The following is a 24,810-nucleotide window of genomic DNA, read 5'->3' as shown; positions in this document are numbered from 1 at the left end:
TCTCCAGGTCGTGCGACTGGTACGGGGACTCCCGGCGGGGCCCGCACGGAGGTTCCCTCCGCCGAGTGCATGAACGTTCAAGCAGGACGGTTCATTCCCCGGTCACCTCGAACCTCAGCCAGAGATGGTGGTCACCCTCGGCCGGCGGGTTGTCCGGGTCCGGACGCCAGCCCTGGCGTGCGTAGAAGGCCTGGGCGCGCCGGTTGTCGACGTGCACGTCCAGCAGGGCCGTGCGTCGGCCGTCCGCCCGCCACTGCTCGACACAGGCCACGTGCAGGTCCGTCCCGATCCCCGCCCGCCAGTGGCCGGGGTCGACGTGGAACTGGAACAGCTTGACCGTGTCGGCGGGAGCGCCCTCCGGCGTGCGGAACGACGCGAGGCCGACGATCTGGCCCCGCTCGACCACGCACAGCACCTGGCCGTCGGACCGCTCGATGGCGGTGCGCCAGACGGCGAGCCAGTCGGTGCCGTCCTGCGGGAGCCCGTCGGGGTAGTACGTGGCCCGGGCACGCGCGTGCAGCGCGGCGACCTTCTCGGCCTCGGCGGGGACGGCGGTGCGGATCGTCCGGTGTCCGGTCTCGCGTTCTTCGATCATGCAGGGAAGGACGGGGCGGCCGTGTCGCCGGTTCCGGGCGGCCGGGAACCGTGCGGTCTAGTGCCGCGACAGGCAACGTTCGCCCCGTCGCGACGCCCGGCACGCACTCTCGCCGCACCGGCCGAAAGCCCAGGTACGTCCAGTACGAGGACTTCCGGCCGGCACGCCGAGAGCACGCACCGGACGCCGCTCCTTGACGGGCAAACGTTGCCCGCCGCGGCACTAGCTTCCGTCTCTGAGATCGTCCGGCCACTCGGTCCTGAACTCGAGGTGGTCGTAGGTCACGACGCATCCCTCGCCCATCGGGGACTGCGTCATGAAACCGACCAGGGCCGCGCCGGTCTCCTTCTCCTCCCCCAGCGTGAACAGCCGGACGAAGGTCCAGCGCCGGCCGTCCCGGGAGGCGTGGAAGGCGAAGGCGCGCCCGGTCCTGCTCACCCGGAGCCAGACGGAACTCCCTTCCACGATGAAGGAGTTGGCGTCGTCCGAGTGCCCACGGGTGACCACGGTGCAGACGGTGGCCACGTCCGGGGAGTACTCCAGGCAGAGCTTGGCCCAGGCCCGCTCACCGACATGGACGTACAACGCCCCCGCGTCGAACGCCCAGTTGAAGCCGACGGTGACGCGCGCGATGAGCTGGAAGTCGCCCTCCGGCGCCCCCAGCAGCCGCGGCGCGTCGGCCGCGGGGTCGACCCCGTCCCCGGTGGGCGGCACGAACCGGTCCTGCCGGGCCCCGGCCCACCCGGTGAGCACCCCGTGTTCATGGGACCAGTGACCGTCGGGCCCGTAGGTGCGGAGGGGAAACGGCAGTTCGGGAAGGGAAACGTCCATGGCCTCATCATCTCAGGGGAGCCGAGAGGCCAAGGGGCGCGGGGACTGCGCGACAAGCCACGACGGACGTGTCTGCGCCGAACCACCGCGCCCCCCACGGTGCCCGACGGCACCGGGTGGAGCGTTACCGCTCCAGACGCCCGTTGAACCGGCGGGGCAGACCCAGCTCGTTGTCGTCCCGGAGCTCCACCGGCAGCAGCGCCGCGGGAGCGTTCTGGTAGGCGACCGGCCGCAGCCACCGCTCGATGGCGGTTCCGCCCACCGAGGTGGACGTGGAGGTGGTGGCCGGGTAGGGCCCGCCGTGATGCTGGGCGGGCGCGACGGCGACACCCGTGGGCCAGCCGTTCACCAGCACGCGTCCGGCCAGCGGGGTCAGCTCGGCGAGGATCTCCCCGCCCCGGCCCTCGCCCGCGGCCTCCTCCTCGGACAGCTGGACGGTCGCCGTGAGGTTGCCGGGCAGGCGCGACAGCACCGCCTTGACCTCGCCCTCGTCGTCGTAGCGGACCACGACGGTGACCGGGCCGAAGCACTCCTCGAGCAGCAGGTCGTGCGCGCCTTCGGCGGCCAGCCGCGAGGCGGGCACGGTCAGGAAGCCCGCGCTGACGGTGTGCTCCCCGCCCGCACCGGGCGTCACGGGCGACTCCACATCGGGCAGCCCGGCCCGCTCGGCGACCCCGGCGATGAAGTTGTCACGCATCCGGTGGTCGAGCAGCACGCCCGCGTCGGTGTCGCTGACCGCGTCGGTGAGCGACTTGACCAGCCCGTCGCCCGCCGCGCCGGACGGCACGAGCACCAGTCCGGGCTTCACGCAGAACTGGCCGACGCCCAGCGTCATGGATCCGGCGAGGCCGGTCCCGATCGCCTCCGCCCGCTCCGCGGCGGCCGCCTCGGTCACCACCACCGGGTTCAGCGAACCCAGCTCGCCGTGGAACGGGATCGGCACCGGCCGGGCCGCGGCCGCGTCGAACAGCGCGCGCCCGCCCCGGATCGAGCCGGTGAAGCCGGCCGCGGCGACCAGCGGGTGCTTGATCAGCTCGACGCCGGCCTCGAAGCCGTGGACCAGACCCAGCACGCCCGCCGGGATGCCGTGCTCGGCGGCGGCCGTGCGCACCACCTTGGCGACCAGTTCGGACAGGCCGGGGTGGTCGGGGTGCGACTTGACGACGACCGGGTTGCCCGCCGCGAGCGCGCTCGCGGTGTCACCGCCGGCGACGGAGAACGCGAAGGGGAAGTTGGACGCCGAGTACACGGCCACCACCCCGAGCGGCACCTTGTAGCGGCGCAGGTCGGGGATGGGCGGGGTGGCGGTGTCGTCGGGGTGGTTGATGACGATGTCGAGGAACGCGCCCTCGTCGACGATGTCCGCGAACGCGCGCAGCTGGTAGCAGGTGCGCGCGAGCTCACCGGTCAGCCGGACCGGACCGAGCGCGGTCTCGGCGTCGGCCACCTCGACGAGCGTGTCCTTGGCCGCCTGGAGCCGGTCGGCGGCGGAACGCAGGAAGGCGGCGCGGACGGTACGGTCGGCGAGGAAGCCGCGCGCGTCCTGGGCGGCGCGCACGACGGCGTCGACCTCCTGGGCCGTGGCCTCCACCGCAACCTGTTCACGCTGCTTCCCGGTTCGGGGGTCGACACTCCAGACTGGTGCTGCTGCCACCGCGGGTCCCTCCACGCTTGGTTCTGACCACGTTTGGTACTGGCTCATTCACCAGGGTTGTTCGATATACTGAACGCTGTCTCTGATGATGAATATGCTGTCGGAGCGTATTTCCCGTCGAACGAAGGGGTCAAGGGCGATGTCGGCTGGCGAGACGGGGGGCGGAGCACAGGTCAAGTCCGCGGTGCGGACGGTTGAGCTGCTGGAATACTTCGCCGGCCGCCCAGGAATGCACTCACTCGCGTCGGTCCAGGAGGCCGTCGGCTACCCCAAGTCGAGCCTCTACATGCTGCTGCGCACCCTGGTGGAGCTGGGCTGGGTGGAGACGGACGCGACGGGCACGCGGTACGGCATCGGAGTGCGGGCGCTGCTCGTCGGCACCTCCTACATCGACGGCGACGAGGTGGTCGCCGCCGCCCGCCCCACCCTCGACCGGCTCTCGGACGACACCACCGAGACCATCCACCTGGCCCGGCTCGACGGCACGAACGTCGTGTACCTCGCCACCCGCCAGTCCCAGCACTACCTGCGCCCCTTCACCCGCGTCGGCCGCCGGCTGCCCGCCCACTCCACCTCCCTGGGCAAGGCGCTGCTGAGCACGTACACCGACGAGCAGGTCCGCAAGCTGCTGCCGGAGACGCTGCCGGCGCTGACCGAGCACACGATCACGGACCGCGAGAAGCTCATCGAGGAGCTCCACCAGATCCGCGACCAGGGGTTCTCCGTGGACCGCGAGGAGAACACGCTCGGCCTGCGCTGTTTCGGCGTGGCGATCCCGTACCGCACGCCGGCCCGGGACGCGATCAGCTGCTCGGTGCCGGTGGCGAGGCTCACCCCCGCGCACGAGCAGCTGGTGAAGGACGCGCTGTTCGACGCGCGCGACCGGCTCACCCTGGCGACCCGTAGGCTCTGACGCATGCTGATCACCCTGCGCCAGGTCCACGACAGCGATCTGCCGGTGTTCTTCCGGCAGCAGAACGACCCCGAATCCCTGCGGATGGCCGCGTTCACCGCGAAGGAACCGGCCGACCGGGACGCCTTCGACGCCCACTGGGAGAAGATCCGCGCCTCGTCCGCCGTGCCGCGCACGATCCTGGCCGACGGGGACGTGGTGGGCAGCGCCGCGGTGTACGGGGAGCCGGGCGAGCGCGAGGTGACGTACTGGGTGGACCGTGCCTACTGGGGCCTCGGCATCGCCACACAGGCATTGCGGGCGCTGGTGTCCGAGGTCCCGGAGCGGCCGCTGTTCGCGCGGGCGGCGGCCGACAACGCCGGCTCTCTCCGGGTCCTGGAGAAGTGCGGTTTCCGGCCCACCGCCCGGGCCACCGGCTACGCCCAGGCGCGTGGCGGCGAGATCGAGGAGATCGTGCTGCGCCTGGAGACCTGAACCGGCCGCGGACACACCGGCCGGCCCGGACCCGCCGCGGCCGCAGCGCCGACGTCTGGACCCGTCGTCACCGGCCGGCACGTCAGCGGCTCGGTTCCGGGCCGGTCGCGGCCGGCCGTCGCCCGGTCCGGTCCCGGATGAGTGCACGATGAGAATGCCGGGCGAAGGGAACGATCTCCACCGTCCCGTTCGTCTACCTGTTCGCAATGAACAAGACGATCAGGCGCGCCTCGGTCTTCGCGCTGCTGCTGGTGTTCGCCCTGCTCCTCCGGGCGACCTGGGTGCAGTTCTTCGAGGGCCAGGCACTCGCGGACGACAAGAAGAACCGGCGCAACGCGATTCTGACCTACGCGGAGCCGCTCGGGAACATCATCGTGGGCGGAAAGGCGATCACCGGCTCGGCCGTCACCACGGGCGGCGACCTCAGATACAAGCGCACATACACGAACGGCGAGCTGTACGCGGCGGTGACGGGCTACGCCTCGCAGAGCTACGCGCCGACCCAGCTGGAGGGCATCTACGCGGACCTGCTCAACGGCACGGACATCCGTCTGAAGACCGCGCTGGACACGGTCACCGGCCGGCGGGCGGACCCGGGCGACGTGCTCACCACGATCGACCCGGCCGTGCAGAAGGCGGCGTACGACGCGCTCGGCGACAAGAAGGGCGCGGCCGTCGCGATCGACCCGGCGACGGGCCGGATCCTTGCGGTCGTGTCGACCCCGTCGTACGACCCGTCGTCGCTGACCGACGCCAACACCGCAGGGACCGCCTGGAAGAAGCTCAACGCGGACTCCGACAAGCCGCTCACCAACCGGGCGCTGCGCCAGCCGCTGGCTCCGGGCTCGACGTTCAAGCTGGTGGTGGCGGCGGCCGCGCTGGAGGACGGGCTGTACTCGTCGGTGGACGAGAAGACGGACAGCCCGACCCCGTACACCCTGCCGGGCACACGGACGCCCCTGAGGAACGAGAACACGTCCGCGCCCTGCGAGGACGCCACGATCCGGGTCGCGTTGCAGTACTCCTGCAACACCGTGTTCGGGCACATGGCGGTCCAGCTCGGGCAGGACAAGCTGAAGGCGACGGCCGACAAGTTCGGCTTCGACGACGAGAGCCAGGACGTGCCGGTGCGGGCGTACCCGAGCGTGTACCCGTCCGGCATGGACGCCTCCTCCACGGCCTTGACCGGGATCGGCCAGTTCGACGTGACCGCGACGCCGTTGCAGATGGCCATGGTGTCGGCCGCCATCGCCAACGGCGGCAAGCTCGTCTCGCCGCACATGGTCGCGCAGATCACCGACGGCGGAGGCGACGTCCTCCAGGACTACGACGACAAGGCGTCGGCCACCCAGGTCGTCAGCGCCTCCACGGCCGAGCAGTTGCAGTCGGCGATGCAGACGGTGGTCGAGAAGGGCACGGGCACGAACGCGCTCATCGACGGCGTCACGGTGGGCGGCAAGACGGGCACCGCCCAGAACGGCGAGAACAACAGCAAGGCGCCGTACGCCTGGTTCACGTCGTACGGGAAGTCCGGCTCCTCCCGCAAGGAGGTCGCCGTGGCGGTCGTGGTCGAACAGTCCGACGCGGCGCGCTCCGAGGTCAGCGGCAACGGGCTGGCCGCTCCGGTGGCGAAGGCGATGATGCAAGCGGCACTGAAGCGTTGAGGTGGCCCGCGTGAGCGGCCCACGGGTCCGCCGTGGGCCGCTCACGCGGTTTCCCGCGCGCCTCTTCGGGGCGTCTACTTCACGCCGAGGATCTGCTTGATCGGGTCGATCGCGAAGTACACCACGAACAGCGCAGAAGCCCCCCACAGCAGCCAGTGGACGTCCTTCGCCCTGCCGAGCACGGTCTTGATGACGACGTAGGCGACGAAGCCCGCGCCGATGCCGTTGGTGATCGAGTACGTGAACGGCATCACGGCGATGGTGAGGAACGCCGGGATGGCGATCTCGTACTTGTCCCAGTCGATGCTCTTGACCTGGGTCATCATCAGGAAGCCGACGGCGACCAGGGCCGGGGCGGCGGCCTGGAGGGGGACGATGGTGAGCAGCGGGGTCAGGAACAGGGCGAGGGCGAACAGGCCGCCGGTGATCAGGTTGGAGAAGCCGGTGCGCGCCCCCTCGCCGACGCCCGCGGCCGACTCGATGTAGGAGGTCGCGGAGGACGACGAGGCGGCGCCGCCCGCCACCGCCGCCGCGCCGTCGATGAGCAGCACCCGGCCGAGGTGGGGAACGTCGCCCTTCTCGTCCAGGAGGCCGGCCTCCGCGCTGATGCCGACGACGGTGCCCATGGTGTCGAAGAAGTCCGACAGGACCAGGGTGAAGATCAGCAGGACGACCGTGATGACGCCGGTCTCGCCGAACGCGCCGAACAGGCTGAAGTGACCGATCAGCCCGAAGTCCGGGGTGTCGACGACGCTGTCGGGCAACGACGGTGTGGTCAGGCCCCAGGACTTGATGTCCGCGAGGGAGTCGATGACGATCGCGAGGACCGTCATCGTCACGATGCTGATCAGGATCGCGCCCTTGACCTTGCGGGCCAGCAGTCCGATCGTCAGCAGCACGCCGAGGCAGAAGACGAGCACCGGCCAGCCGGTGAGGGTGCCGGTACCCCCGAGCTGCACGGGGACGGTGGTGCCCGCCACGTCCGGGATACGGCTGACGAAACCGGCGTCGACGAAGCCGATGAAGGCGATGAACAGACCAATGCCGACGCTGATCGCCTGCTTCAGCCCTTGCGGGATGGCGTGCATGACGGCCTCGCGCAGACCGGTCACCACCAGCACGCAGATGAGCAGTCCTTCGAGGACGATGAGGCCCATCGCGTCGTCCCAGCTCATCAGCGGGGCTATCTGGAAGGCGACGACCGCGTTCAGGCCGAGGCCCGCGGCGAGTGCCAGGGGCAGGTTGCCGCCCACGCCCATGACGATCGTCATGACCGCGGCGACCAGGGCGGTGGCGGTGGTGAGTTGGACGGTGTCGAGCTGGTGCCCGAACTTGTCCTTGGCACTGCCCAGGATGATGGGGTTCAGGACAAGGATGTAGGCCATGGTGAAGAACGTGGCGAAGCCGCCGCGTATCTCCCGGCCGAAGGTGGATCCCCGCTCGGTGATCCGGAAGAACCGGTCGACGCTGCTCGCCGCGGGTGGCGAGGTGCTCGGCCGGCCGGCCGCCTTCTTCGTCTCGGACATGGCTGGTGCTCCTAGGTGCCTGAAGGATCTGGGTGCGGATGCTGGCTGGATTGTTCACGCGTTGAACCGTGCTCAGGTTTTCGCCGTGTTACGGAATCGGGCTCCGGAGTCGTTCGGCCTGCCACATGATGTTCGAACCCCCGCACCAAGCCGAGCAGTCGTTCACTGCTACGCTTCCCGATCTCGCCCCGGCCGCCTCCCCGGAGCCTCCCCATGTCATTCGCATGACACGCACAGGCGGGCCCGTCGGGCGCCACGAGCCCCGCCGGCCGTACCCGCCCTGCCAGCCGTACCAGTCGTACCGAGAGGAGGTCACCCGTGGGCACAGTCGTCGACGACGCCGCCTCCGTGGAATTCCATGCCTTCTTCGACCGCCACTACGCCGAACTGTCCCGCCTCGCCCATCTGCTGACCGGTGAGCCGGACGCCGCCGACGATCTCGCGGCGGACGCCCTTCTCGCGCTGTGGAACCGCTGGGACCGGGTGCGCGCGGCCGACCACCCGGTGGCGTACGCCCGTGGCGTCGTCGCCAACCTCGCACGCACCCGCATCCGCAGCGCCGTCCGTGAGCGCCGCAGGGTCGCCCTGTTCTGGTCGCAGCGCGAGGAGAAGACGGAGAACCCCGACATCGCCGGCGCGGTGGACGTCCGGTCGGCACTGCGTAGACTGCCGTTCCGCAAACGGGCCTGTGTGGTGCTGCGGCACGCCTTCGACCTCTCGGAGAAGGACACGGCGCTCGCCCTCGGGGTCTCGGTCGGTACGGTGAAGAGCCAGACCTCGAAGGGAATGGCCGAGCTCCAGAAGCTGCTCGGCGCCAAGGGAGCTCCGCTCACGATGCCCGCCATGGTGCGCACCGGCGGGACCCCGGCCTCAGGAAGGGACCGATGACGATGCGGCGGGACGTGCACGACGATCTGCGCGCCCGGCTGCACGAGGCGGCCGAGGCACACGAGCCCGACCGGGCGCACATCCTGGCCCGCGTCGAGCGCGGCATGGCGGGACAGGGGCAGGAGCGCACCGATCACCGGGCGAGCCGTCCGGTGCTGTGGGGCTGGGCGCGGATCGTGGGGGCCACGGCCGCGGTCGCGGGCATGCTCGCGGTCGGCGGCTACGCGGTGGCGTCCGCAGTGAAGGGCGACACCCCGCCGGCCCAGCAGACGGTCTCCGTCTCCTCGCCGCCGGTCGGGTCCCCGGACGCGACGAGCCGTCCGCCGGCCTCGCCCCGGGCCACGCCGAGCTCGGGCGGCGGCGCGAAGGACCCCGTGAAGCCGAGCACCTCCCCCTCGAAGAACACCGGGGCGACCCCCTCCCCGCCCGCTACCGCGCTGCCGGCGACGACCGACGACGAGGACGGGCCGCTGTGGTCGGACGGTTCGGTCGACGCGCACAGCAACGAATTCTGGGCGCAGAGCAACGTCACACTGAAGACGTCCGAGGCGCTCACCCGGCTGACCGTGCAGCTGAAGGTCGCGCAGACCGGCGGGGTCTCGTCGACGGGAGCCTGGCGCTCCCTGCCCGAGGACGACTTCACCTTCTCGGTGGCCGAGCGGGACGGCTTCCTGGTCTACACCTGGGTGCTGAAGGAGGGCCGTACGGTCGCCAAGGGCGAGTGGGTGTTCGCCGGGCAGTACGACCACGACCGCGGCGGCCGCGACGCCAAGGACGACACCTACGCGGTCACCGGCGGGTCGGACCGGCAGAAGGGTTCCGTGGGAGGCGACTTCGCCGCGCACGAGGACGACAAGGGCGATTCCTGAGAGGTACTCGCGCGGGTGAGCCGGCGCCGGGGCGCCGGCTCACACGGGACGTCAGCTCACGAAGTACGTCGGGTTGGGCAGCTTGTACGTCCGGTCGGCGTGGCCCCCGTCGAGGTCGGAGTACTGGTCGCCGAAGTTGGCGATGATCTCGTACCCGAGGTCGTCCTCGATGTGCTTGCGGGTGCCGGACTTGTACTGGACGGTCGTGCAGGTCCAGGCGCCCGGAGTGGCGCAGCCGCTCAGGTAGGACGGCGGGGCGGCCGCGTTCTTGAGGAACATGTGGGCGGCGTCGAGGTTGATGTCGGCGCCGACCTTCTTCAGGTTCTCCACGGCGGCCGAACGCTGCGCCTCGCCGAGGCCCGAGTTGTAGAACACCTCGACGCCCTGCTTCTCGGCGTACTGCACGAGTTCGGGGGTCCCGAACACCGCCGGACGGTCGGCCTTGTTCACGTACGCCGCCCAAGTGGCCGAGTTGTACGTGTAGTTGTACCGCTTCTCATAGTCCAGGCTGAGCAGCAGCGTGTCGTCGATGTCGAAGACGACCGCGGGCTTCTCGCCCTTCCTGACGGCCTTGCGGGCGGCCTTGTCGATGTACTTCCTCGCGGCCTTGTCGAGGCTCGCGAGGTCCTTGGCGTACGGGCTGGCCGGCGACGCCTGGTACACGCCGTTCGCGTCCGGCGCGGTGCCGTAGTAGGTGTCGATGTCCTTCACCAGGAGCCCGATGTTGTAGGGCTCGTGGGTGGAGTTGGCCGTGGACTGGCCGGCCGTCGCCGCGCCGGCGCCGAACAGGGCGGCGCCGGCGACGGCACAGGTCGCGGCAACGGCCGCGATGCGTAGTGGCTTATACATGACACGTTTTCTACGCGCGTCACACGGGTGAGCGCGAGACCCGTTGCCCGATCGAGACCCGTTCGGCGGCAAAAATCGGGTCAAGCGCCCGGTTCGGGCTCCGGCCTCCGGGCGCTCGCCCGGGGCGCCCGGGCAAGCGCCCCAGAGGGCTGACGGGAGGTCAGTTCATGGTCGCTCCGATGGTCGTCGACCCGGTCGTCAGGAACGTGGTGGCGGGCAGCGTGCCGCTCGAACTGCGGGCGTTGTAGGCGGTGCTCGCGTCCGTCGAGCGGAAGGCGGGCGTCGAGACCCCGGAGTCCCAGTTGTTGCCGGAGGAGGTGACCTTGGAGCCCTTGCTGACCGTCCCGCCGCCGTTGCTCACCGCCAGATTCCTGCCGAGCTTGGCGGAGCCGGTGGCGAAGTAGTAACCCCACTTGCTGTTGGCGTAGGCGGTGGTGCGGTTGAGGACCAGGGCGCCGGTGTTGGAGTTCTCCGTGAAGCCGTTCCCGGCGTTGCCCCAGGCGGCCGAGTTGTTGACGACATGCGCGACCACTTCGCCGTCGCCACCCAGTTTGTAGCCGTTCCCGTCGCCCGCGAACGCCGAATCGGACCAGCGGTTGGCGCCGTTGCCGAAGGACCAGGTGTGCTCGACGGTGACGGGCGAGGAGAAGGACCAGAAGTCGATCCCGTCGTCCGAGTTGTTGTAGAGGCGGGCGCCGGTGATGAGGTTGCCGGAGCCGGAGCCGAACTTCACGGCGACACCGTCGGCGTTCTCGCCGTGGTTCGCGGCGTCGTAGTTGCCGTAACTGTCGATGTTCCTGACCGTGTTGCCGACGGTCCCGTCCCCGGTGAGGGTGAAGCCGGAGTCGCCGCCGTCGATGGTCTTGATGTTGTTCCAGTTGGTGCCGGTGCAGGACTGGCAGACGACCGCGCTGTCCGGGGAGTTCTGGAAGGTGATGTTCGAGACGTTCCAGTAGTCGGCGGTCAGCTTGAAGATCCAGTCACCGTCCGGGAGCGACGAGCCGTCGATCTTCACCGTCTCCGAGCCGTACGCCGTGAGAGTGACCGGCGAGGCGGAGGTGCCGTTGGCGGTGGACTGGAGGGTGGCGGTCGGGTAGTAGGTGCCGCCGCGCACCTGGATGACCGTGCCGGCGGTGGCGTTCCTGATGGCGGTGGACAGGTCGGCGGAGTTGCCGACCACGACGGTGGCGGCCTGCGCCTGGGTGGGGAGGGCGGCGAGTCCGGCGCCCAGGGCGAGGGCGGTGACGGCCGTGAGAGCGGTACGACGAGACATGGAGTGCGGGTCCTTTCCGTCGTTCATGGGGAGGTGAGGCGCCTCGCGGGGGACGAGCACCGTGAGGGGAAGCGGGCACGCCCCGGGAGGCGGGGAGGGGGACGGTTCACAGGACGCTGTCCAGCCAGGTGAAGACCTCGTCCTGCATGCGGTCGACGAAGACATGGCCGAGGTCCGGCCAGCTCCTGAGGTGCAGCCGCTCCTCGGCGCGGCGCGAGCGCCACACGGCGCGCAGTCTGTCGTGGGCCGCGCGGACGCCGTCGGCGGGGAACAGCGGGTCGAGCCCGCCGTCGAAGAACAGCATCGGCCTGGGGGCGGCGATGCCCGCCACGTCGGGGAAGTCGAGGAACCGGGGAAGCCCGGGGTGGAGCATGTAGTACGAGGACTGCCCGCGCAGGGTGTTGTTGCCGGGCACCATCATCTCCTTCAGGCCGGTCATCCAGCAGACGGACGCAGCGGCCGCGAGGTCGTCGCTGAGCGCGGCCGCCTGCCAGGCCCGGAAGGCACCCATGGAGAATCCGACCGCCGCGACCCGGTGGCGGTCCACGCGGCCGAGACCGGCCAGGAAGCCGGCGGCCCGGGCGTCCTCGCGGGCCATGAGCCCGGCGAGCGAGGAGCCGAGGTTGAGGAAGTTGGAGGCCAGGGCCTGCTGCTGGTCGTAGGCGAGGGGCCCGCGGTCGCCCCACCCGAGGGCGTCCGCGCACAGCACGACGTAGCCCCGCCGGGCCAGCTCGTCGCCGACGAACCGCCCGCTGAAGTACCGCTGCGACCATGCCTGCGCGGAGGCGAGCCGGGTGTCGTCGTACCAGGGCCGGACCAGCTTCTCCTTCCCGATGTCGAACTTCGCCCCGTGATCGTGCAGGAGCAGCACGGCCGGGAAGGGGCCGGGGCCGTCCGGGGTGAGGAGCGCGGCGTGCACGCGTTCGTACCGGGAGAGGGAGAGCGTCACCAGTTCGCGGGTGTAACCGGCTTCCCGGCTCCGGTCGGTGAACTCGGGGGCGTACGGGGTGCCGTCCTGCCGCCCGACCACCAGCAGTTCCTCGACCTTGGCGCGGGCGGCACGGCGCCAGGCGCGGAAGTCGCGGATGGGGGAGTTCCCCCAGGCGAGGGGGAAGGTCAGCTCGGCTCTCAGCGCGGGGTGGAAGCCGGGCAGCGGCCCCTCCACGAGGGCCGTCCCGTCCGCCGCGACGGTCTGCCCCTCCTCCAGGGCCGGCCGGCCTTCCCCGGTGGCGGCCCGCGCGTCGGCGGTGGCGGCTCCCCCGGCGAGGAACGCGGCCCCGCCGCCCACCACGAACGTCCGCCGCCCCACCCCCGGATCACGGGCGCGCATACGGCCTCCAGTCGCCGAGATACGTCCGCCGGGTGTGCCCGGCCGCTTCCTCGGCGGTCAGCTGCGGCCGGTTCTGCGGCACCGTGATCACCGCGCCGGGACCCGAGTTGGCGTGTTCGCGGAAGCGCATGGTCTGCCAGGGGTAGGCCTCGCGCATGTCGGTGTACGGGGTCACCGCGTCGATGCCGGGACCGATCCAGGTGTCCCGTACGACCAGCGAGGGCCAGGCGGTCGTCTCGTACGACGGCACCCACGGCCGGGCGATCTTGTAGGCCGCGTCCTCGGCGCCGGAGGTGATCCGGCCGTGCACCGCGAGGAAGCCGTAGGGGTCGGCCCGGGCGGTGGCGGGGGCGAAGACCATGCCCTTGGGGGTGAAGGCCACCTCCCGCTGGAGGGTGTGGAAGTGACAGGCGTCGAAGACGGCCCGGCCGCGTCCGAAGACGAAGTCGACGTCGCCCTCGATGTAGCAGCGGTGAAAGTACAGCCGGTCGAAGGCGTCAAGCGCCGTCGTGTCGGCGAAGAGGGTGTCCTGGTGGGCCAGCAGGCGGACGTTGTCGAAGTGTGTGCGGTCGCCGGTGACGTGGGCGGCCACCGCCTGGGTGCCGGTGATCTCCGGGTGGTCGGCGCGCAGCCAGTCGTTGGCGAGGGTGAGGTCGCGGACGGTGAGGCCGGGCGCGGCGGAGGTGAAGGTGGCGGAGCCCGCCGTGCCGTGGGTGCCGGACCCGTCGGGCTTCGGCGTCCCGTTGGCGTTGTCGAAGACGACGACGGCGGCACGCGGGTCGCGGGAGGCGCCGCGGATCGTCAACTCCTCCTTGTCGGCCGGTACGTCGACGACCTGACGGTATGTCCCCGGGTGGACGACGATCGTCCGGCCGGGGCCGTCGACGGCGTCCACGGCGGCCTGGAGCGAGTCGCCGGGGTGGATGTGCAGGACACGGCGGGAGCGGGCGTGGGCCGGGGTCGCGGTGATCAGGGCGGCGCCCGTCATGCCGGCGAGGAGGGTGCGTCGACGCAGCATCTCAGCACTCCTCCTTCCAGGGCTCCCAGTCGCCCAGGTAGGCCGCGCGGGTCGCCGACCGTGCCTGTTCCGCGCTGAGTTGGGGGCGGTTCCCGGGGACGGTGATCCGGGCTCCCGGACCGCTGTTGCGGTACTCGGCGAACCGCTGGCTCTGCCAGGGGAAGGAGGCCGACATGTCGGTGTACGGGGCGATGGCGTCGATCCCCGCGTCCAGCCGGGTGTCGCGGACGGTGAGGCTCGGGCGGGCGGTGGTGTCGGAGCTGGGCACCCAGGGGCGGGCCAGCTTGTAGAACGCGTCGGGCGCCTCGCTGCTGATCCGGCCCCGGGTGACCAGGAACCCGAGCGGGTTGGCGCCCGCCGTCGAGGGGGCGAAGACGAAGCCGTAGGGGGCGGTGGCCAGGTCCGTGCGGTTCAGGGTGTGGAAACGGCAGTGCTCGTAGACGGCCGTCGCCCGCCCGAAGACGAAGTCGACGTCGCCCTCGACGTAGCAGTGCGCGTAGTACTGCCGGGCGAAGGCGGTGAGGGCCGTGGAGTCGGCGTACAGGGTGTCCTGGTGGCCGAGGAAGCGGCAGTGGTGGAAGGCGCTGCGGTCGCCCTGGACCTTGATGGCGACGGCCTGGGTTCCGGTGATGTCGGGGTGGTCGGCACGCAGCCAGTCGTTGGCGAAGGTGATCCGGCGGGCGGTGAAGCCGGCGGCCTGCACGGTGGTGGTGGCCGAGCCGGTGGTGCCGTGGGTGCCGCCGCCGGGCTTGGGGGTGCCGGCCGCGTTGTCGTGGACGATCACGACGTCGCGCGGGTCGTCGGAGGCGCCGATCCAGGTGGCCTCGGTGCGGGTGGCGTCGAGGACGACCGTCTCCCGGTAGGTGCCGGGGGCGAGGACCAGGGTCCAGCCGCTGCCGGTGGTGGCGGCTACCGCTTCCCGGACGGCGGTGAAGTCGCCCCGGCCCAGCGGGTCGACGTACAGGGTCTGCGGGGTGAGGCGCGCGGCCGGCGAGCCGTGGCGGCAGAAAGGACCGCGCCGCGCGGTGGTGGCGGCCCGCGCGGGTGCGCAGGCGAGGCCGAGGGCGGCGGTCGCGCCGGTGGCCGCCGTGAGGAATCCCCGCCGGGAGAGCGGGAGTCGGGGGTCTCGGGGGTGTCCGGTCCGGAGGGGCGAGGGCATGCGGGTGCTCCTTGGCGGTGCGGCTGTTCGCTGAGGGGGCCGGGGCGGTGGCGGGCGCCGCCCCGGCCGTCGTACGAGGGGTCAGCCCAGGCGTCCGGCGCCCGCGCCGCAGTCGACGATGCGGGGGACCGCCTGCGCCGGGTCGACCCTGGTGCGCAGGGTCGGGGTCCAGCCCGCGCCGGACTGCACGACCTCGGCCGGGATCTCCGCGTTGTGCACGGCGATCAGGTCGGTGAGCCTGCCGTTGACGTAGTTGTCGTCGGCGGTCAGCGGCGACACGTTCCACCTCTTCAGCACCTTGGCGGCGCTGATCCCCTCGGGCAGCGTGAACGCGTTGTGCTGGGCGACCAGTTGGGACTCCTTGCCGACGCCGAAGCTGTAGGAGTAGGAGTCGTCGCCGATGAAGTGGTTGTTGTAGGAGTCGACCTGCCCGAAGCGGACGCGGGGGGCGCGCTCGACCAGGTTCGAGAACTGGTTGTGGTGGAAGGTCACCTTGAGGTGTCCCCGGTCGCCGGCGGCCGTCGACTCGCTGTCGCTGTTGCCGATGAGGATCGTCTTGTCGTGCTCGCTGAAGACGTTCCAGGAGGCGGTGACGTAGTCGGCGCCCCGCACGATGTCCAGCTCGCCGTCGTGCTGCTGGTAGAGCATGCCGAAGTAGGTCGGCGCGGCACTGTCCGGGTGGGATCCGTCGGTGAACGTGTTGTGGTCCATCCACACGTGCGTCGAGCCGTAGACGACTGCCGTGTCGTACTCGGAGTTCCAGTTGCCCTTCGCGCCGTCGGTCGGGTCCCACTGCGGGAAGCAGTCGATGGGCGACTCGAACGCCAGGTTGCGGATGATCACGTTGTCGACGGCCTTGATCTGGAGGCTGACGCCCTTGAAGCCGGCGTTCCTCCCGATTCCGACGATGGTGGTGTTGGCGGGGATGTTCGCCTTGATGGCCCGGTCCTGGGCAGCGGCGGAGGCGCGCCGCAGCCCCTCCGGGCTGTCGTCGGGCTCGGCGCTCAGATCGGTGTCCAGCCCCCAGGTCTCGGGCGCGTAGGCGGCCAGGTAGGCGTCGAAGTCGTATCCGGGCTCGGCGAAGGCGTCGCACCCTTCGGCGACCGCGTCGATGACGCCCTTCACCTTGATGATCTTCGGTGCGCTGCCGCCGGCGGCGAGAGCGGCCTTGAAGCCGGCCCAGGTGGTGACGGTGTACACCTGGTCGGCGGTGGCGGCCGACCCGCCCGTGGTGCCGGTCCCGTACGAGGCCCAGCCGTCCTTCGCCCCGAGGACCTGCCGGCCCAGGTCGCGGGAGGCGGAGGGGGACGCCGGGTGGGGCGCGGACCGGGCGGAGGCCGTTCCGGTGACGGTGAGCACCAGCGCGGTGCACCCCATCAGAGCTGCTATGACGCGTCCATGACATATCTGTGTACGCACTGTGCGGGTCTCCTCTTGTTGCGTAAGGCGGTGCCGGTCCTCAGGCGAGCGGTGCCGGCCAGGTGATCCAGGACGTGGGGATCTCGTCGCGCAGCCGGACGGCGTCTCGCGGCCCGAGCACCCGCGTCCGCAGCAGTTCCCGCGCGACGAGCCGCGCCACGGCGATCGCGCCCGGCGGGTTGAAGTGCGTGTTGTCCTGCTCGGTGGCGGTCCAGTTGAAGTACGTCTTCGTCTCCTCGACGCCGAGTCGCTGCCACAGCGCGAGCGACAGGGCCTGGAGGTCGAGCAGCGCCACCCGCTCCTCCCCGGCCAGCGCGCGCATGGCGGCCGGGTACTCACCGTGCGTCGGCACGGCGTTCCCCCCGGCGTCGAACCTGCGCCGTTCGACGGGCGTGGCGAGCACGGGCCGGGCGCCCTTCGCCCGCGCGCCGTCCACGTACATCCGCAGGTAGTCCTGGTAGGTGGTCCAGGGCTCGGTGTAGCGGGTGGGGTCGGTGCTCTTCTCGTCGTTGTGCGCGAACTGGACGAGCAGCAGGTCCCCGGGCCGGATCGCGGCGAGGACCGCGTCGAGCCGCCCCTCGTCGACGAAGCTCTTGGAACTGCGGCCGTTCACCGCGTGGTTGGCGACCGGCCGGTCCTTGTGCAGGAAGAAGGGGAGCGCCATGCCCCACCCGGTCTCGGGAGCGGCGTCGGAGTACTTCTGGGCGGCGGTGGAATCACCGGCGATGAAGAGCGTGCGGGGCCGGCGGGCCCCGGCCCGGGCGGGCCCGGCCGCCACCGCGCCCAGCGGAACGGCGGCGAGCGCCGCCGAAGTGACTTGTCTACGGCTGAGGGACACGAACGTGCACCTTTCGACAGCGGGGAGTGGGATTCCCTGGGGTCGCGGGGAACCGCGCGACCGGCCCGACGGGCCCGCAGTTCCCCACGACCGAGACCGCCCGGCTACGCGTGGTTCTTCTTCCAGTCGGCCTGCGCGGCGTTCAGCTGCTCGGCCAGCGTGTCCAGGAAGTCCTTCGGGCTCAGCTTCCCGAGCAGCACCTTCTGGAAGTTGGGCTCGTTGTCCGCCTTGGAGATCGTGTTCCAGTCGGGCAGGTAGTAGGGCAGCTGCACGATCTTGGTGCCGGCGCCCGCCAGCGCCTCGGCGGCCAGCTTCGTCGGCTCCGACTCCTGCACCCAACCGTCCTGCGCGGCCTCGGAGTTCGCCGGCACCTGCCCGGCCGTCCTGTTCCACTTGCTGTTGGACTCGTGCGACGCGGCGAACTCGATGAACTTCCAGGCGGCGGTCTTGTTCTTGCTCGCCTTGAACAGCCCGAGTCCGTCGACGGGGTTGGACACCTGCACCCGCGTGCCGTCGTCCTGCGTCGGCGCCGGGATGCCCTTGAACTTGCCGGCCAGCGCCTTCTCGTGGTCGCCGTAGGAGCCCAGGTTGTGGCTCAGCATGCCGATGGTGCCGGAGTCCCACTGGGCGACCATCTTGGTGAAGTCGTTGTTGACGTCGGCGGACGGGGTGTCCTTCTTGAACAGACCGACGTACTTCGTCAGCGCGGCCACGTTCTTCGGGTCGTTGACCGTGGTCTTGTCGCCGTTCCAGAACTCGGTGATACCGCTCTGCCCGTAGGTCGCGTCCAGTGCCTGGGCGATGGACCCCGCGCCACCGCGGATGGTGTAGCCGAAGGCGTTCTTCTTCTTGTCCGTCAGCTTGTCGGCGGCCGTGTAGAACTTCGTCCAGGTCGTCGGGGCGTCGAGACCGGCCTGCTGGAACAGGTCCGTCCGGTACCAGAGCGTGCCGTTGTTCGCGGAGGTCGGCACCGAGTACGTCTTGCCGCCGATGCCGGCCGCCTTGACGACGTCCAGGAACTTCTGGTTCAGCTTGCCGTTCAGCGTGCTCTTGGAGATCCGGTCGTCCAGCGGTTCGAGGGCGCCCTGCGCGGCGACCTCGGCGAGCATCGCGGTGCCCACGCCGCCGACGTCGGGCAGTCCGCCGCCCTGGATGGCGGTGTCGTACTTGGACTGGACGCTGTCGGCCGGCACACCGACGTAGTTGACCTTGATACCGGGGTTCGCCTTCTCGAAGTCGGCGATGATCTCCTTCCAGACGTCGGTGCGCACACCGCCGTTGTTGTCCCAGAAGGTGATCTCTCCCTTGCCGGAGCCCTCGCCTCCCTTGTCCCCCGCGCCGCCGCTGCCGTCGTCGCCGCAGGCGGTGGCGGTCAGCGCGAGCACGGAGCCCAGGGCGACGGCCAGGGCGACGCGCCTGCTTCTGCGGATGCTGCTCTTCATGTGTTCGGCTCTCTTCTTCTGGATCCCGACGGACGATATGAAGTTGTGGGGGGTCGCTGGGTGGTGCCGGCGCGGGCTCACGGCATGCCTCCGCTCCGCTTGCGCGGTCCGCACGAGCGGGTGATCCGGGCGGGGGCGGCGGCCGCGGGGTGCGGGCGGGGCACGGGGAACCCACGCGGCTCGAAGTCCGCGCGGACGGCTCGCGCCGTCGGCGGGCCGGCGACGGCCGCCGGGACCGCACCCGGTCTCGGCAAGCGCTTGCTAGGGAAGTGCGTCATTGCGGCTCCCACAGGCGTACGGAGGTGATGAGGAGGCGGAGCTCAGAGCGGTCTGATGCGGAACTCGTCGAACGTGGCCGTCCCTGCGTAACCGGTCCCGGCGGGCGCGAGAGCGAAGAGGCCGAGCAGGGCGCCGACCCAGCGCCAAGGGGTGGCGGTGAACACGGGACCGGAGTAGCGCAGGCCGTCGCCGACGTCGTAGGCGAACCGGCAGCGGGCCCCGGCGCCGATCTCGATCCGCAGACACGCCCGTCCCCTGGGGGCGGGCCTGGGGTGCGCCGCGTCCCGTTCCCTGCCGCCATGCCCGCACGGCGTGGGAGGCGCCCCCGGGGCGACCGGTTCGGCGAACCGGTGCACCAGGTGGACGGCTCCGTCGGCGCCCCGCTGGAGTCCGATCCAGGCGAAGGCGTCACCGAGGACGGTGAGTCCGGCGCGTGCTCCCGGCTCCTCGCCGTGCAGAGACAGCTCCACCTCGACGGCGGACGGGAGCCCCGGCAGTCGTTGGGTCAGGACGGCCGGCACGGTGCGCAGGTCGTCCGCGTCCGCTGTCCGCACGCAGGTCAGGCGCAGTCCGTCGGCGGAGTGCCGGGGCGCCCAGCCGTCGCGGGGGTTGGCCGTCCACGACCACTGGCGGCCGAAGCGTCCGCCGGGGAAGTCGTCGTCGGTGGCGGGCGCGGCGGGCGGCCCCGCCGGCAGGTCGGGCCGCCGGTGCTCGCGCACCGGTGCGCCCTCGTCGCCGATCACCGGCCAGCCGCCCGCGCCGTCCCAGCGCATCGGCTGGAGGTGGACGACACGGCCGTAGGCGCCGCGCTGCTGGAAGTGCAGGAACCAGTCCTCGCCGGAACGGGTGCGGACCCAGCCGCCCTGGTGAGGGCCGTTGACCTCGGTGTCCTTCTGCTCCAGGACGATCCGCTCCTCGTACGGGCCGAAGAAGTCCCGGGACCGGAAGGCGCCCTGCCAGCCGGTCTCCACTCCCCCGGCGGGCGCGAGGATCCAGAACCAGCCGTCGTGCCGGTAGAGCTTCGGGCCTTCGAGCGTGAACCAGCCGGGGATCCGGTCCCCCTCGACGATCACCTTGCCCTCGTCGAGGACGGCCGTCCCCTCCGGGTGCATACGGTGACCGGTGAGCCGGTTCTTGACGCCCGCGCGGGACCTGGCCCAGGCATGGACCAGATAGGCATCGCCCGTCTCCTCGTCCCACAGGGGACACGGGTCGATGAGTCCCCTGCCCTCCTTCACCAGGTGCGGGCGCGACCAAGGCCCTCTGATCTCAGGTGAGTTGATCTGGAAGATGCCCTGGTCGGGGTCGCCCCAGAAAATCCAGAAGCGGTCGTCGTGGTGCCTCAGCGAGGGCGCCCACACTCCGCAGTCGTGCCGCGGGGACCGGAACTCCTCGACGGGTTCGAGGTGTTCGAGGGCGTGACCGATCAGCGTCCAGTTGACCAGGTCGCGCGAGTGCAGCAGGGGCAGCCCGGGGGCGCGGCCGAAGCTGGAGGCGGTGAGGTAGAAGTCGTCACCCACCCGCACCACGTCCGGGTCCGACCAGTCGGCGTTCAGGACGGGGTTGGTGTACGTCTCGTACCTCACTGGCTGACCGCCTTCCGTACCAGTGCCGCCGCCTCGGTCCGGTCCAGGCGGCCGTCGGCGACGACGGTGACGATCCGGCGTACGGCCGTCCCGCCGGACGGGACCGGCAGCCTCGCCCCCGAAGCCAGCGAGGAGCCGACGCCCGGATACTCGGCGGTGCGGACGAACCAGGGGTCGCGCCGGGTGGTGCCGGTGGCCCCCGCGAAGACGAGCGTCCAGTCCGCGCCGGCCAGGGCGAGCCAGTCGGCGGGAGCGCCGTGGACCGACGCCTCGCCCTCCGTACCGGCGGTGAAGACCGCGGGAGGCGTGTCCTCCTTCCTGGCCCGCCAGAAGAAGCCGCCGTAGGCCGCTCCGGGGCGTCCGTTCGTCGCCGGGCTGCCGATGGACAGCGGGTCGGACGTGACGTTGGTCAGCGAGAAGGTGAAGTCCAGCGCCCAGGCGGAGTCGGTGAGTTCGGTGGCCGCGACCGTACGGCGTTCGCGCAGCAGTTCCGTTCCCGAGGCCACCCAGCGCAGCTCCTCCACGAAGCCGTCCGGGTCGCGGAGCTGGAAGGAGCTGTGCCGCTGGGCGCCGTGGTTGTCGAGTTCGGTCGGGCCCCGGTCACGGACGTAGGTGCGTCCGCCCCAGAAGTTGTGCCCCTCGACGTCGGGTACGGCTACACCGACGCCGAGGTGGTGTGCGTGGTCGGCCGGGCTCAGCTCGGTGACCGCCGTGCCCGCCAGGGTGGTGACAGGGTGCAGGTAGGGACGCGGGGAGAACCGGGCGGGCAGCTCGGGCCGGGTGACGTAGCGGGCGACCGGGCGGCCGGCGACACGCAGGACGACCGGTGCGTCGGGGGGCTGTGCGGTCATCAGGGGCTCACCTCTTTCGGATGCGCGGTCGGGAACGCCCACGGGGCGCCCAGTTCGGAGAAGAGGGCGAGGGTGTCGGCGGCGGCCGCGACGAGGCCGTCGATGCCGGGAACGACCCGCCGTTCCTCGTCGGGCAGCGGACGCCAGGCGTCGTCAGGCAGCTGCACCGGGTCGGGGGCGACCCGGATCGCCTCGACGACCCGCATGAACGACTCGGTCGCCGCCGGCGGGACCAGCAGTTCCGTTCCGTCGACGAGGTGCTCGACGAGGTTCTCCAGCAGGTCGGTGCGGCCGTACTCGAACTCCTCGGGACCGTGGCCGGCCCGCTGGAGCAGGACGCGGTCCTGCTTGTACCAGTAGGTGATCCGGCCGCGGCTGCCGTGCACGACGACGTACGGGTCGTCCGGGTCCTCGGCGCACAGCGTGGCCGCGACGACGATCTCGCGGCCGTCGGCGGTGCTGACACGGACGCAGGAGGTGTCGTCGGACTCGATGGCGTTGGCGTGCGCCAGCTCGGTCTCGATGCGGGTGACGTCGTCCGCGCGGGTGGCGCCGGCCAGTGCGAGGGCGGTGGCGACGGCGTGGGCGAGCGGGTTGGTGAGCGCCCCGTCGATCACGTCGACGCCGTTCAGCCGCCGCTTGCCCGCCCAGGGCGCGCGCCGGTAGTACGACTCGGCGCGGGCCCAGGCGCCGGCGCCGCCGACCCCCGCGATGTCACCGATCGCACCGTTCCTGATCAGTTCGCGGATCGCGGGCACGGCGTGCGAGCCCAGCGACTGGAAGCCGATCTGGCAGACCACGCCCGCCTCGGCGACTCCTTCGGCCATCCGGCGGAACTCGGCGTAGGAGGGCGCGGGCGGCTTCTCCAGGAGCAGGTGCACGCCCTTGCGCGCCGCGGTCAGGGCCAGGTCGGTGTGGGTCGGGATCGGGGTGCAGACGACGGCGATCCGGGCGCCGGTCGTGTCCAGCAGCGCGCCGAAGTCGGCGGACTGCTCGGGCGTGCCGAGGCCCTCGGGGATCTCCGCCGGGGTCAGCGGGGTCAGCTCGCAGACGCCCGCCAGTCGGACGATGCCCTTGTCCTGGAGGCGGCGGATGTTGTCCAGGTGCCAGCGGCCGTGACCGCGCGCGCCCGCGAGGACGATCGGGACCGGGCCGCTCATCGGTTCGGCGGTGCTCATGGAATCCTCCCTGCGCCCGCGCCGCGTGCCACCTCGCGGTCGGCCACCGCGGCGCTGTCGATCTTTCCGTGCAGGGTAGGCGTCCGGCCGGGGCCCGCCGCGGGACCGCACTCGCGCAGCAGCCCCGACGCGGCCGTGACCACCGTGGTCCGACGGAGCCTCACCCCTTCACCGCCCCCGCGCTGAAGCCGGTGATCAGCCACTTCTGGATGAAGGCGAAGACGACCACCACGGGGACGGCGGCGATGATGCCGCCCGCGGCCAGCGCGCCCAGGTCGACGCTGTCCGCGCTCATCAGGGTGTTGAGGCCGACCGGGATCGTCTGCTTGGTCTGGTCGGACAGGAACATCAGGGCGAACAGGAAGTGGTTCCAGGCATGCACGAAGGCGAAGGAGCCGACGGCGATCAGCCCGGGCCGCAGCAGGGGGAGCACGACGATCCGGAAGGCGGTGAGCCGGTTGCAGCCGTCGACCCAGGCGGCCTCCTCCAGGGAGTACGGCACGTTCCGGATGAAGCCGCTGATCAGGATCATCGACAGGGGCAGCTGGAAGACCGTCTCGGCGATGATGACACTGCCCAGCGAGTTGATCATCTTCAGCTCGGCGAAGATCTGGAACAGCGGTACGAGGAGCAGCGCGCCCGGCACGAACTGGGTGCACAGCAGGGCCAGCATGAAGCCGCGCTTGATCCTGAACTCGAAGCGGGCGAGGGCGTAGCCGCCGGCCAGGGCGACGCCGGTGGTGAGCAGCAGGGTCGCCACGCCCGTGATCACGCTGTTCTGGAAGTAGACGGCGAAGTCCCGCTCGTTCCAGACCTTCTCGAAGTGCTCGAAGGTCATCGGCCAGGGCACGAGCGCGGTCGAGCCGGCCGGGCGGAGCGCGAAGAGGAGGATCCAGTAGAAGGGGACCAGGGTGAAGACCAGGTAGATCCCCAGGGGGAGGTAGATCTGCCAGCGGGGGGCCTCGTCCCAGGCACGCTTCTGCCGGGACGGGCGCCGGGCGGGCGCGCCGGGCACGCGCACGGGGACGGGTGTGACCTCGGTGGCCTCCTTGGTGATCACTTGTCGCCTCCTCCGAACTTGCTCAGCCGCAGATAGACCATCGAGCAGAAGAGCAGGATCACGAACGCGACCGTGGTGAGGGCGGACGCGTAGCCGAAGTTGTGGGCGTCGACGCTGGTGTTGGCGATGTACAGCGGGAGGGTGGTGGTCTCCCCCGCCGGGCCGCCGCCGGTGAGCGTGTAGAGCAGGTCGACGTTGTTGAACTCCCACACCGCGCGCAGCAGCGTGGACAGGACGATCGCGTCCTTCAGGTGGGGCAGGGTGATGTGCCAGAACTGTTTGATCCGGCTCGCCCCGTCGACCTCGGCCGCCTCGTACAGGTCCCTGGAGACGGACTGGAGGTCGGCGAGGATGAGGATCGCGAAGAAGGGGACGCCGCGCCACAGGTCGGCGACGATCGCCGCGGGGAAGACGGTGGAGGTGTCCGACAGCCAGCTGGTGCCGTACTCGCCGATCCCCATGTCCGCCAGGTAACGGGTGATGCCGGTCTGGGAGTTGTAGAGCAGCACCCAGATCGCGGAGGTCAGCACGCCGGAGACGGCCCACGGGGAGAAGACCAGCGCCCGGCCGAGCGAGCGCCCGACGAAGGTCTGGTTGACGATCAGTGCCAGCGCCAGACCGAACAGCAGCTGGAGTCCGACCTCGACGAAGACCCACTTGGCGCTGAAGGTGAGCGTGTCCCAGAACTGCGGGTCGTCGGTGAAGGCGTGGACGAAGTTGTCGAAGCCCGCGAAGCCGTTGCGCCACGGTTTGGTGGGGTTGTAGTTCTGAAGGCTGTAGTAGAAGACGCTGATGACCGGGTAGGCGATGAAGCCCAGCATCAGCAGCGCCGCCGGCGCGATCAGCAGATACGGCAGTCTGCGCGGCGCGGCGGAGGCACGGCGCCGCCGGGGTGGCGCGGGCGGTTTCGCCACGGCTGCGGCTTGGGCCATGACTGTTCTCCGTTCTCAGTACGTCTCTCGGTGCGTCGTGCGTCGTGTGCGTCGTGCGTCCTGTGCGTCGTGTGCGTCGTGCGTCCTGTGCGTCGTGTGCGTCGTGCGTCCTGTGCGTCGTGCGTCGTGTGCGTCGTGCGACGTCTGCGTTCGTGCGCATCGTGCTTCCGTGCGGGTGAAGC

Annotated in this window: 22 protein-coding genes; 5 read left to right on the top strand and 17 right to left on the bottom strand. The window is 71.0% G+C overall.

Annotation, left to right across the window (positions count from 1 at the left end; genetic code table 11):
• Nucleotides 1-91 precede the first annotated feature (91 nt).
• The 3 genes from OHS71_RS31285 to OHS71_RS31275 form a co-directional block, all read right to left on the bottom strand.
• Nucleotides 92-595 carry a GNAT family N-acetyltransferase gene (locus tag OHS71_RS31285; protein ID WP_328482674.1) on the bottom strand — a complete coding sequence of 168 codons (504 nt, stop codon included), beginning with the start codon at nt 593-595 and terminating at the stop codon, nt 92-94.
• 222 nt (nt 596-817) lie between these two features.
• Nucleotides 818-1,426 (bottom strand): DUF1349 domain-containing protein, encoded by a 609-nt coding sequence (locus OHS71_RS31280; protein ID WP_328482673.1) that lies wholly within the window; start codon nt 1,424-1,426, stop codon nt 818-820.
• A 124-nt stretch (nt 1,427-1,550) separates the two neighbouring features.
• Entirely contained in the window at nt 1,551-3,080 is a 1,530-nt protein-coding gene (locus OHS71_RS31275; RefSeq protein ID WP_328482672.1) for an aldehyde dehydrogenase (NADP(+)), read from the bottom strand.
• Nucleotides 3,081-3,219: 139 nt separating this feature from the next.
• Here OHS71_RS31275 and OHS71_RS31270 point away from each other — a divergent pair, with 139 nt between their 5' ends.
• The 3 genes from OHS71_RS31270 to OHS71_RS31260 all read left to right on the top strand — a co-directional run bounded on the left by OHS71_RS31270 (nt 3,220) and on the right by OHS71_RS31260 (nt 6,131).
• Complete coding sequence (locus OHS71_RS31270) at nt 3,220-3,993, top strand: IclR family transcriptional regulator (RefSeq protein WP_328482671.1); 774 nt, start codon at nt 3,220-3,222, stop codon at nt 3,991-3,993.
• Between the two features lie 3 nt (nt 3,994-3,996).
• Nucleotides 3,997-4,467, top strand: a complete 471-nt coding sequence (locus OHS71_RS31265) for a GNAT family N-acetyltransferase (protein ID WP_328482670.1) — start codon at nt 3,997-3,999, stop codon at nt 4,465-4,467.
• Between the two features lie 206 nt (nt 4,468-4,673).
• On the top strand, nt 4,674-6,131 hold the full coding sequence (locus OHS71_RS31260; protein WP_328482669.1) for a peptidoglycan D,D-transpeptidase FtsI family protein: 1,458 nt from the start codon (nt 4,674-4,676) through the stop codon (nt 6,129-6,131).
• Nucleotides 6,132-6,205: 74 nt separating this feature from the next.
• On the opposite strand, the gene OHS71_RS31255 is transcribed toward OHS71_RS31260, so the two are convergent.
• Entirely contained in the window at nt 6,206-7,657 is a 1,452-nt protein-coding gene (locus OHS71_RS31255; protein WP_328482668.1) for an NCS2 family permease, read from the bottom strand.
• 318 nt (nt 7,658-7,975) lie between these two features.
• Between OHS71_RS31255 and OHS71_RS31250 the strand changes: the two genes are divergently transcribed.
• Together OHS71_RS31250 and OHS71_RS31245 are read left to right on the top strand one after the other, a co-directional pair.
• Entirely contained in the window at nt 7,976-8,545 is a 570-nt protein-coding gene (locus OHS71_RS31250; RefSeq protein ID WP_328482667.1) for a SigE family RNA polymerase sigma factor, read from the top strand.
• Nucleotides 8,542-9,414, top strand: coding sequence for a hypothetical protein (locus tag OHS71_RS31245; protein WP_328482666.1), 873 nt, complete (start codon nt 8,542-8,544; stop codon nt 9,412-9,414). The genes OHS71_RS31250 and OHS71_RS31245 overlap by 4 nt, the downstream gene beginning before the upstream one ends.
• 51 nt (nt 9,415-9,465) lie before the next feature.
• Here the strand turns inward: OHS71_RS31245 and OHS71_RS31240 are convergent, their stop codons facing one another.
• The 13 genes from OHS71_RS31240 to OHS71_RS31180 form a co-directional block, all read right to left on the bottom strand.
• On the bottom strand, nt 9,466-10,263 hold the full coding sequence (locus tag OHS71_RS31240; RefSeq protein WP_328482665.1) for an HAD family acid phosphatase: 798 nt from the start codon (nt 10,261-10,263) through the stop codon (nt 9,466-9,468).
• 160 nt (nt 10,264-10,423) lie between these two features.
• Nucleotides 10,424-11,536: a right-handed parallel beta-helix repeat-containing protein gene (locus tag OHS71_RS31235; protein WP_328482664.1), complete on the bottom strand. Its 1,113-nt coding sequence runs from the start codon at nt 11,534-11,536 to the stop codon at nt 10,424-10,426.
• Nucleotides 11,537-11,642: 106 nt separating this feature from the next.
• Entirely contained in the window at nt 11,643-12,866 is a 1,224-nt protein-coding gene (locus OHS71_RS31230; protein ID WP_328482663.1) for a dienelactone hydrolase family protein, read from the bottom strand.
• Nucleotides 12,853-13,881, bottom strand: a complete 1,029-nt coding sequence (locus OHS71_RS31225) for a pectinesterase family protein (protein WP_328484703.1) — start codon at nt 13,879-13,881, stop codon at nt 12,853-12,855. Before OHS71_RS31225 ends, OHS71_RS31230 begins: the two co-directional genes overlap by 14 nt.
• A 4-nt stretch (nt 13,882-13,885) precedes the next feature.
• Entirely contained in the window at nt 13,886-15,043 is a 1,158-nt protein-coding gene (locus OHS71_RS31220) for a pectinesterase family protein (protein ID WP_328482662.1), read from the bottom strand.
• 81 nt (nt 15,044-15,124) lie between these two features.
• Complete coding sequence (locus OHS71_RS31215) at nt 15,125-16,420, bottom strand: pectate lyase family protein (RefSeq protein WP_328482661.1); 1,296 nt, start codon at nt 16,418-16,420, stop codon at nt 15,125-15,127.
• Between the two features lie 82 nt (nt 16,421-16,502).
• The gene (locus tag OHS71_RS31210) at nt 16,503-17,300 is read right to left on the bottom strand and encodes a rhamnogalacturonan acetylesterase (protein WP_328482660.1); all 798 of its coding nucleotides are present in this window, start codon (nt 17,298-17,300) and stop codon (nt 16,503-16,505) included.
• 104 nt (nt 17,301-17,404) lie between these two features.
• Complete coding sequence (locus OHS71_RS31205; RefSeq protein WP_328482659.1) at nt 17,405-18,742, bottom strand: ABC transporter substrate-binding protein; 1,338 nt, start codon at nt 18,740-18,742, stop codon at nt 17,405-17,407.
• A 320-nt stretch (nt 18,743-19,062) separates the two neighbouring features.
• The gene (locus tag OHS71_RS31200) at nt 19,063-20,607 is read right to left on the bottom strand and encodes a glycoside hydrolase family 43 protein (protein WP_328482658.1); all 1,545 of its coding nucleotides are present in this window, start codon (nt 20,605-20,607) and stop codon (nt 19,063-19,065) included.
• The gene (locus OHS71_RS31195; RefSeq protein WP_328482657.1) at nt 20,604-21,458 is read right to left on the bottom strand and encodes a PmoA family protein; all 855 of its coding nucleotides are present in this window, start codon (nt 21,456-21,458) and stop codon (nt 20,604-20,606) included. Before OHS71_RS31195 ends, OHS71_RS31200 begins: the two co-directional genes overlap by 4 nt.
• Entirely contained in the window at nt 21,458-22,636 is a 1,179-nt protein-coding gene (locus tag OHS71_RS31190) for a Gfo/Idh/MocA family protein (RefSeq protein ID WP_328482656.1), read from the bottom strand. Before OHS71_RS31190 ends, OHS71_RS31195 begins: the two co-directional genes overlap by 1 nt.
• Nucleotides 22,637-22,796: 160 nt before the next feature.
• A complete protein-coding gene (locus tag OHS71_RS31185; protein ID WP_328482655.1) occupies nt 22,797-23,696 on the bottom strand; it encodes a carbohydrate ABC transporter permease in 900 nt (299 codons plus the stop codon).
• Nucleotides 23,693-24,628 carry a carbohydrate ABC transporter permease gene (locus tag OHS71_RS31180; RefSeq protein WP_328482654.1) on the bottom strand — a complete coding sequence of 312 codons (936 nt, stop codon included), beginning with the start codon at nt 24,626-24,628 and terminating at the stop codon, nt 23,693-23,695. The genes OHS71_RS31185 and OHS71_RS31180 overlap by 4 nt, the downstream gene beginning before the upstream one ends.
• Nucleotides 24,629-24,810 lie beyond the last annotated feature (182 nt).

Origin of the sequence: Streptomyces sp. NBC_00377 (assembly GCF_036075115.1) — a bacterium.
In the GTDB taxonomy this organism is placed as follows: Bacteria; Actinomycetota; Actinomycetes; order Streptomycetales; family Streptomycetaceae; genus Streptomyces.
Note: the sequence above shows the minus strand (reverse complement) of the source record. Positions and strands in the feature narration are given on the sequence as shown.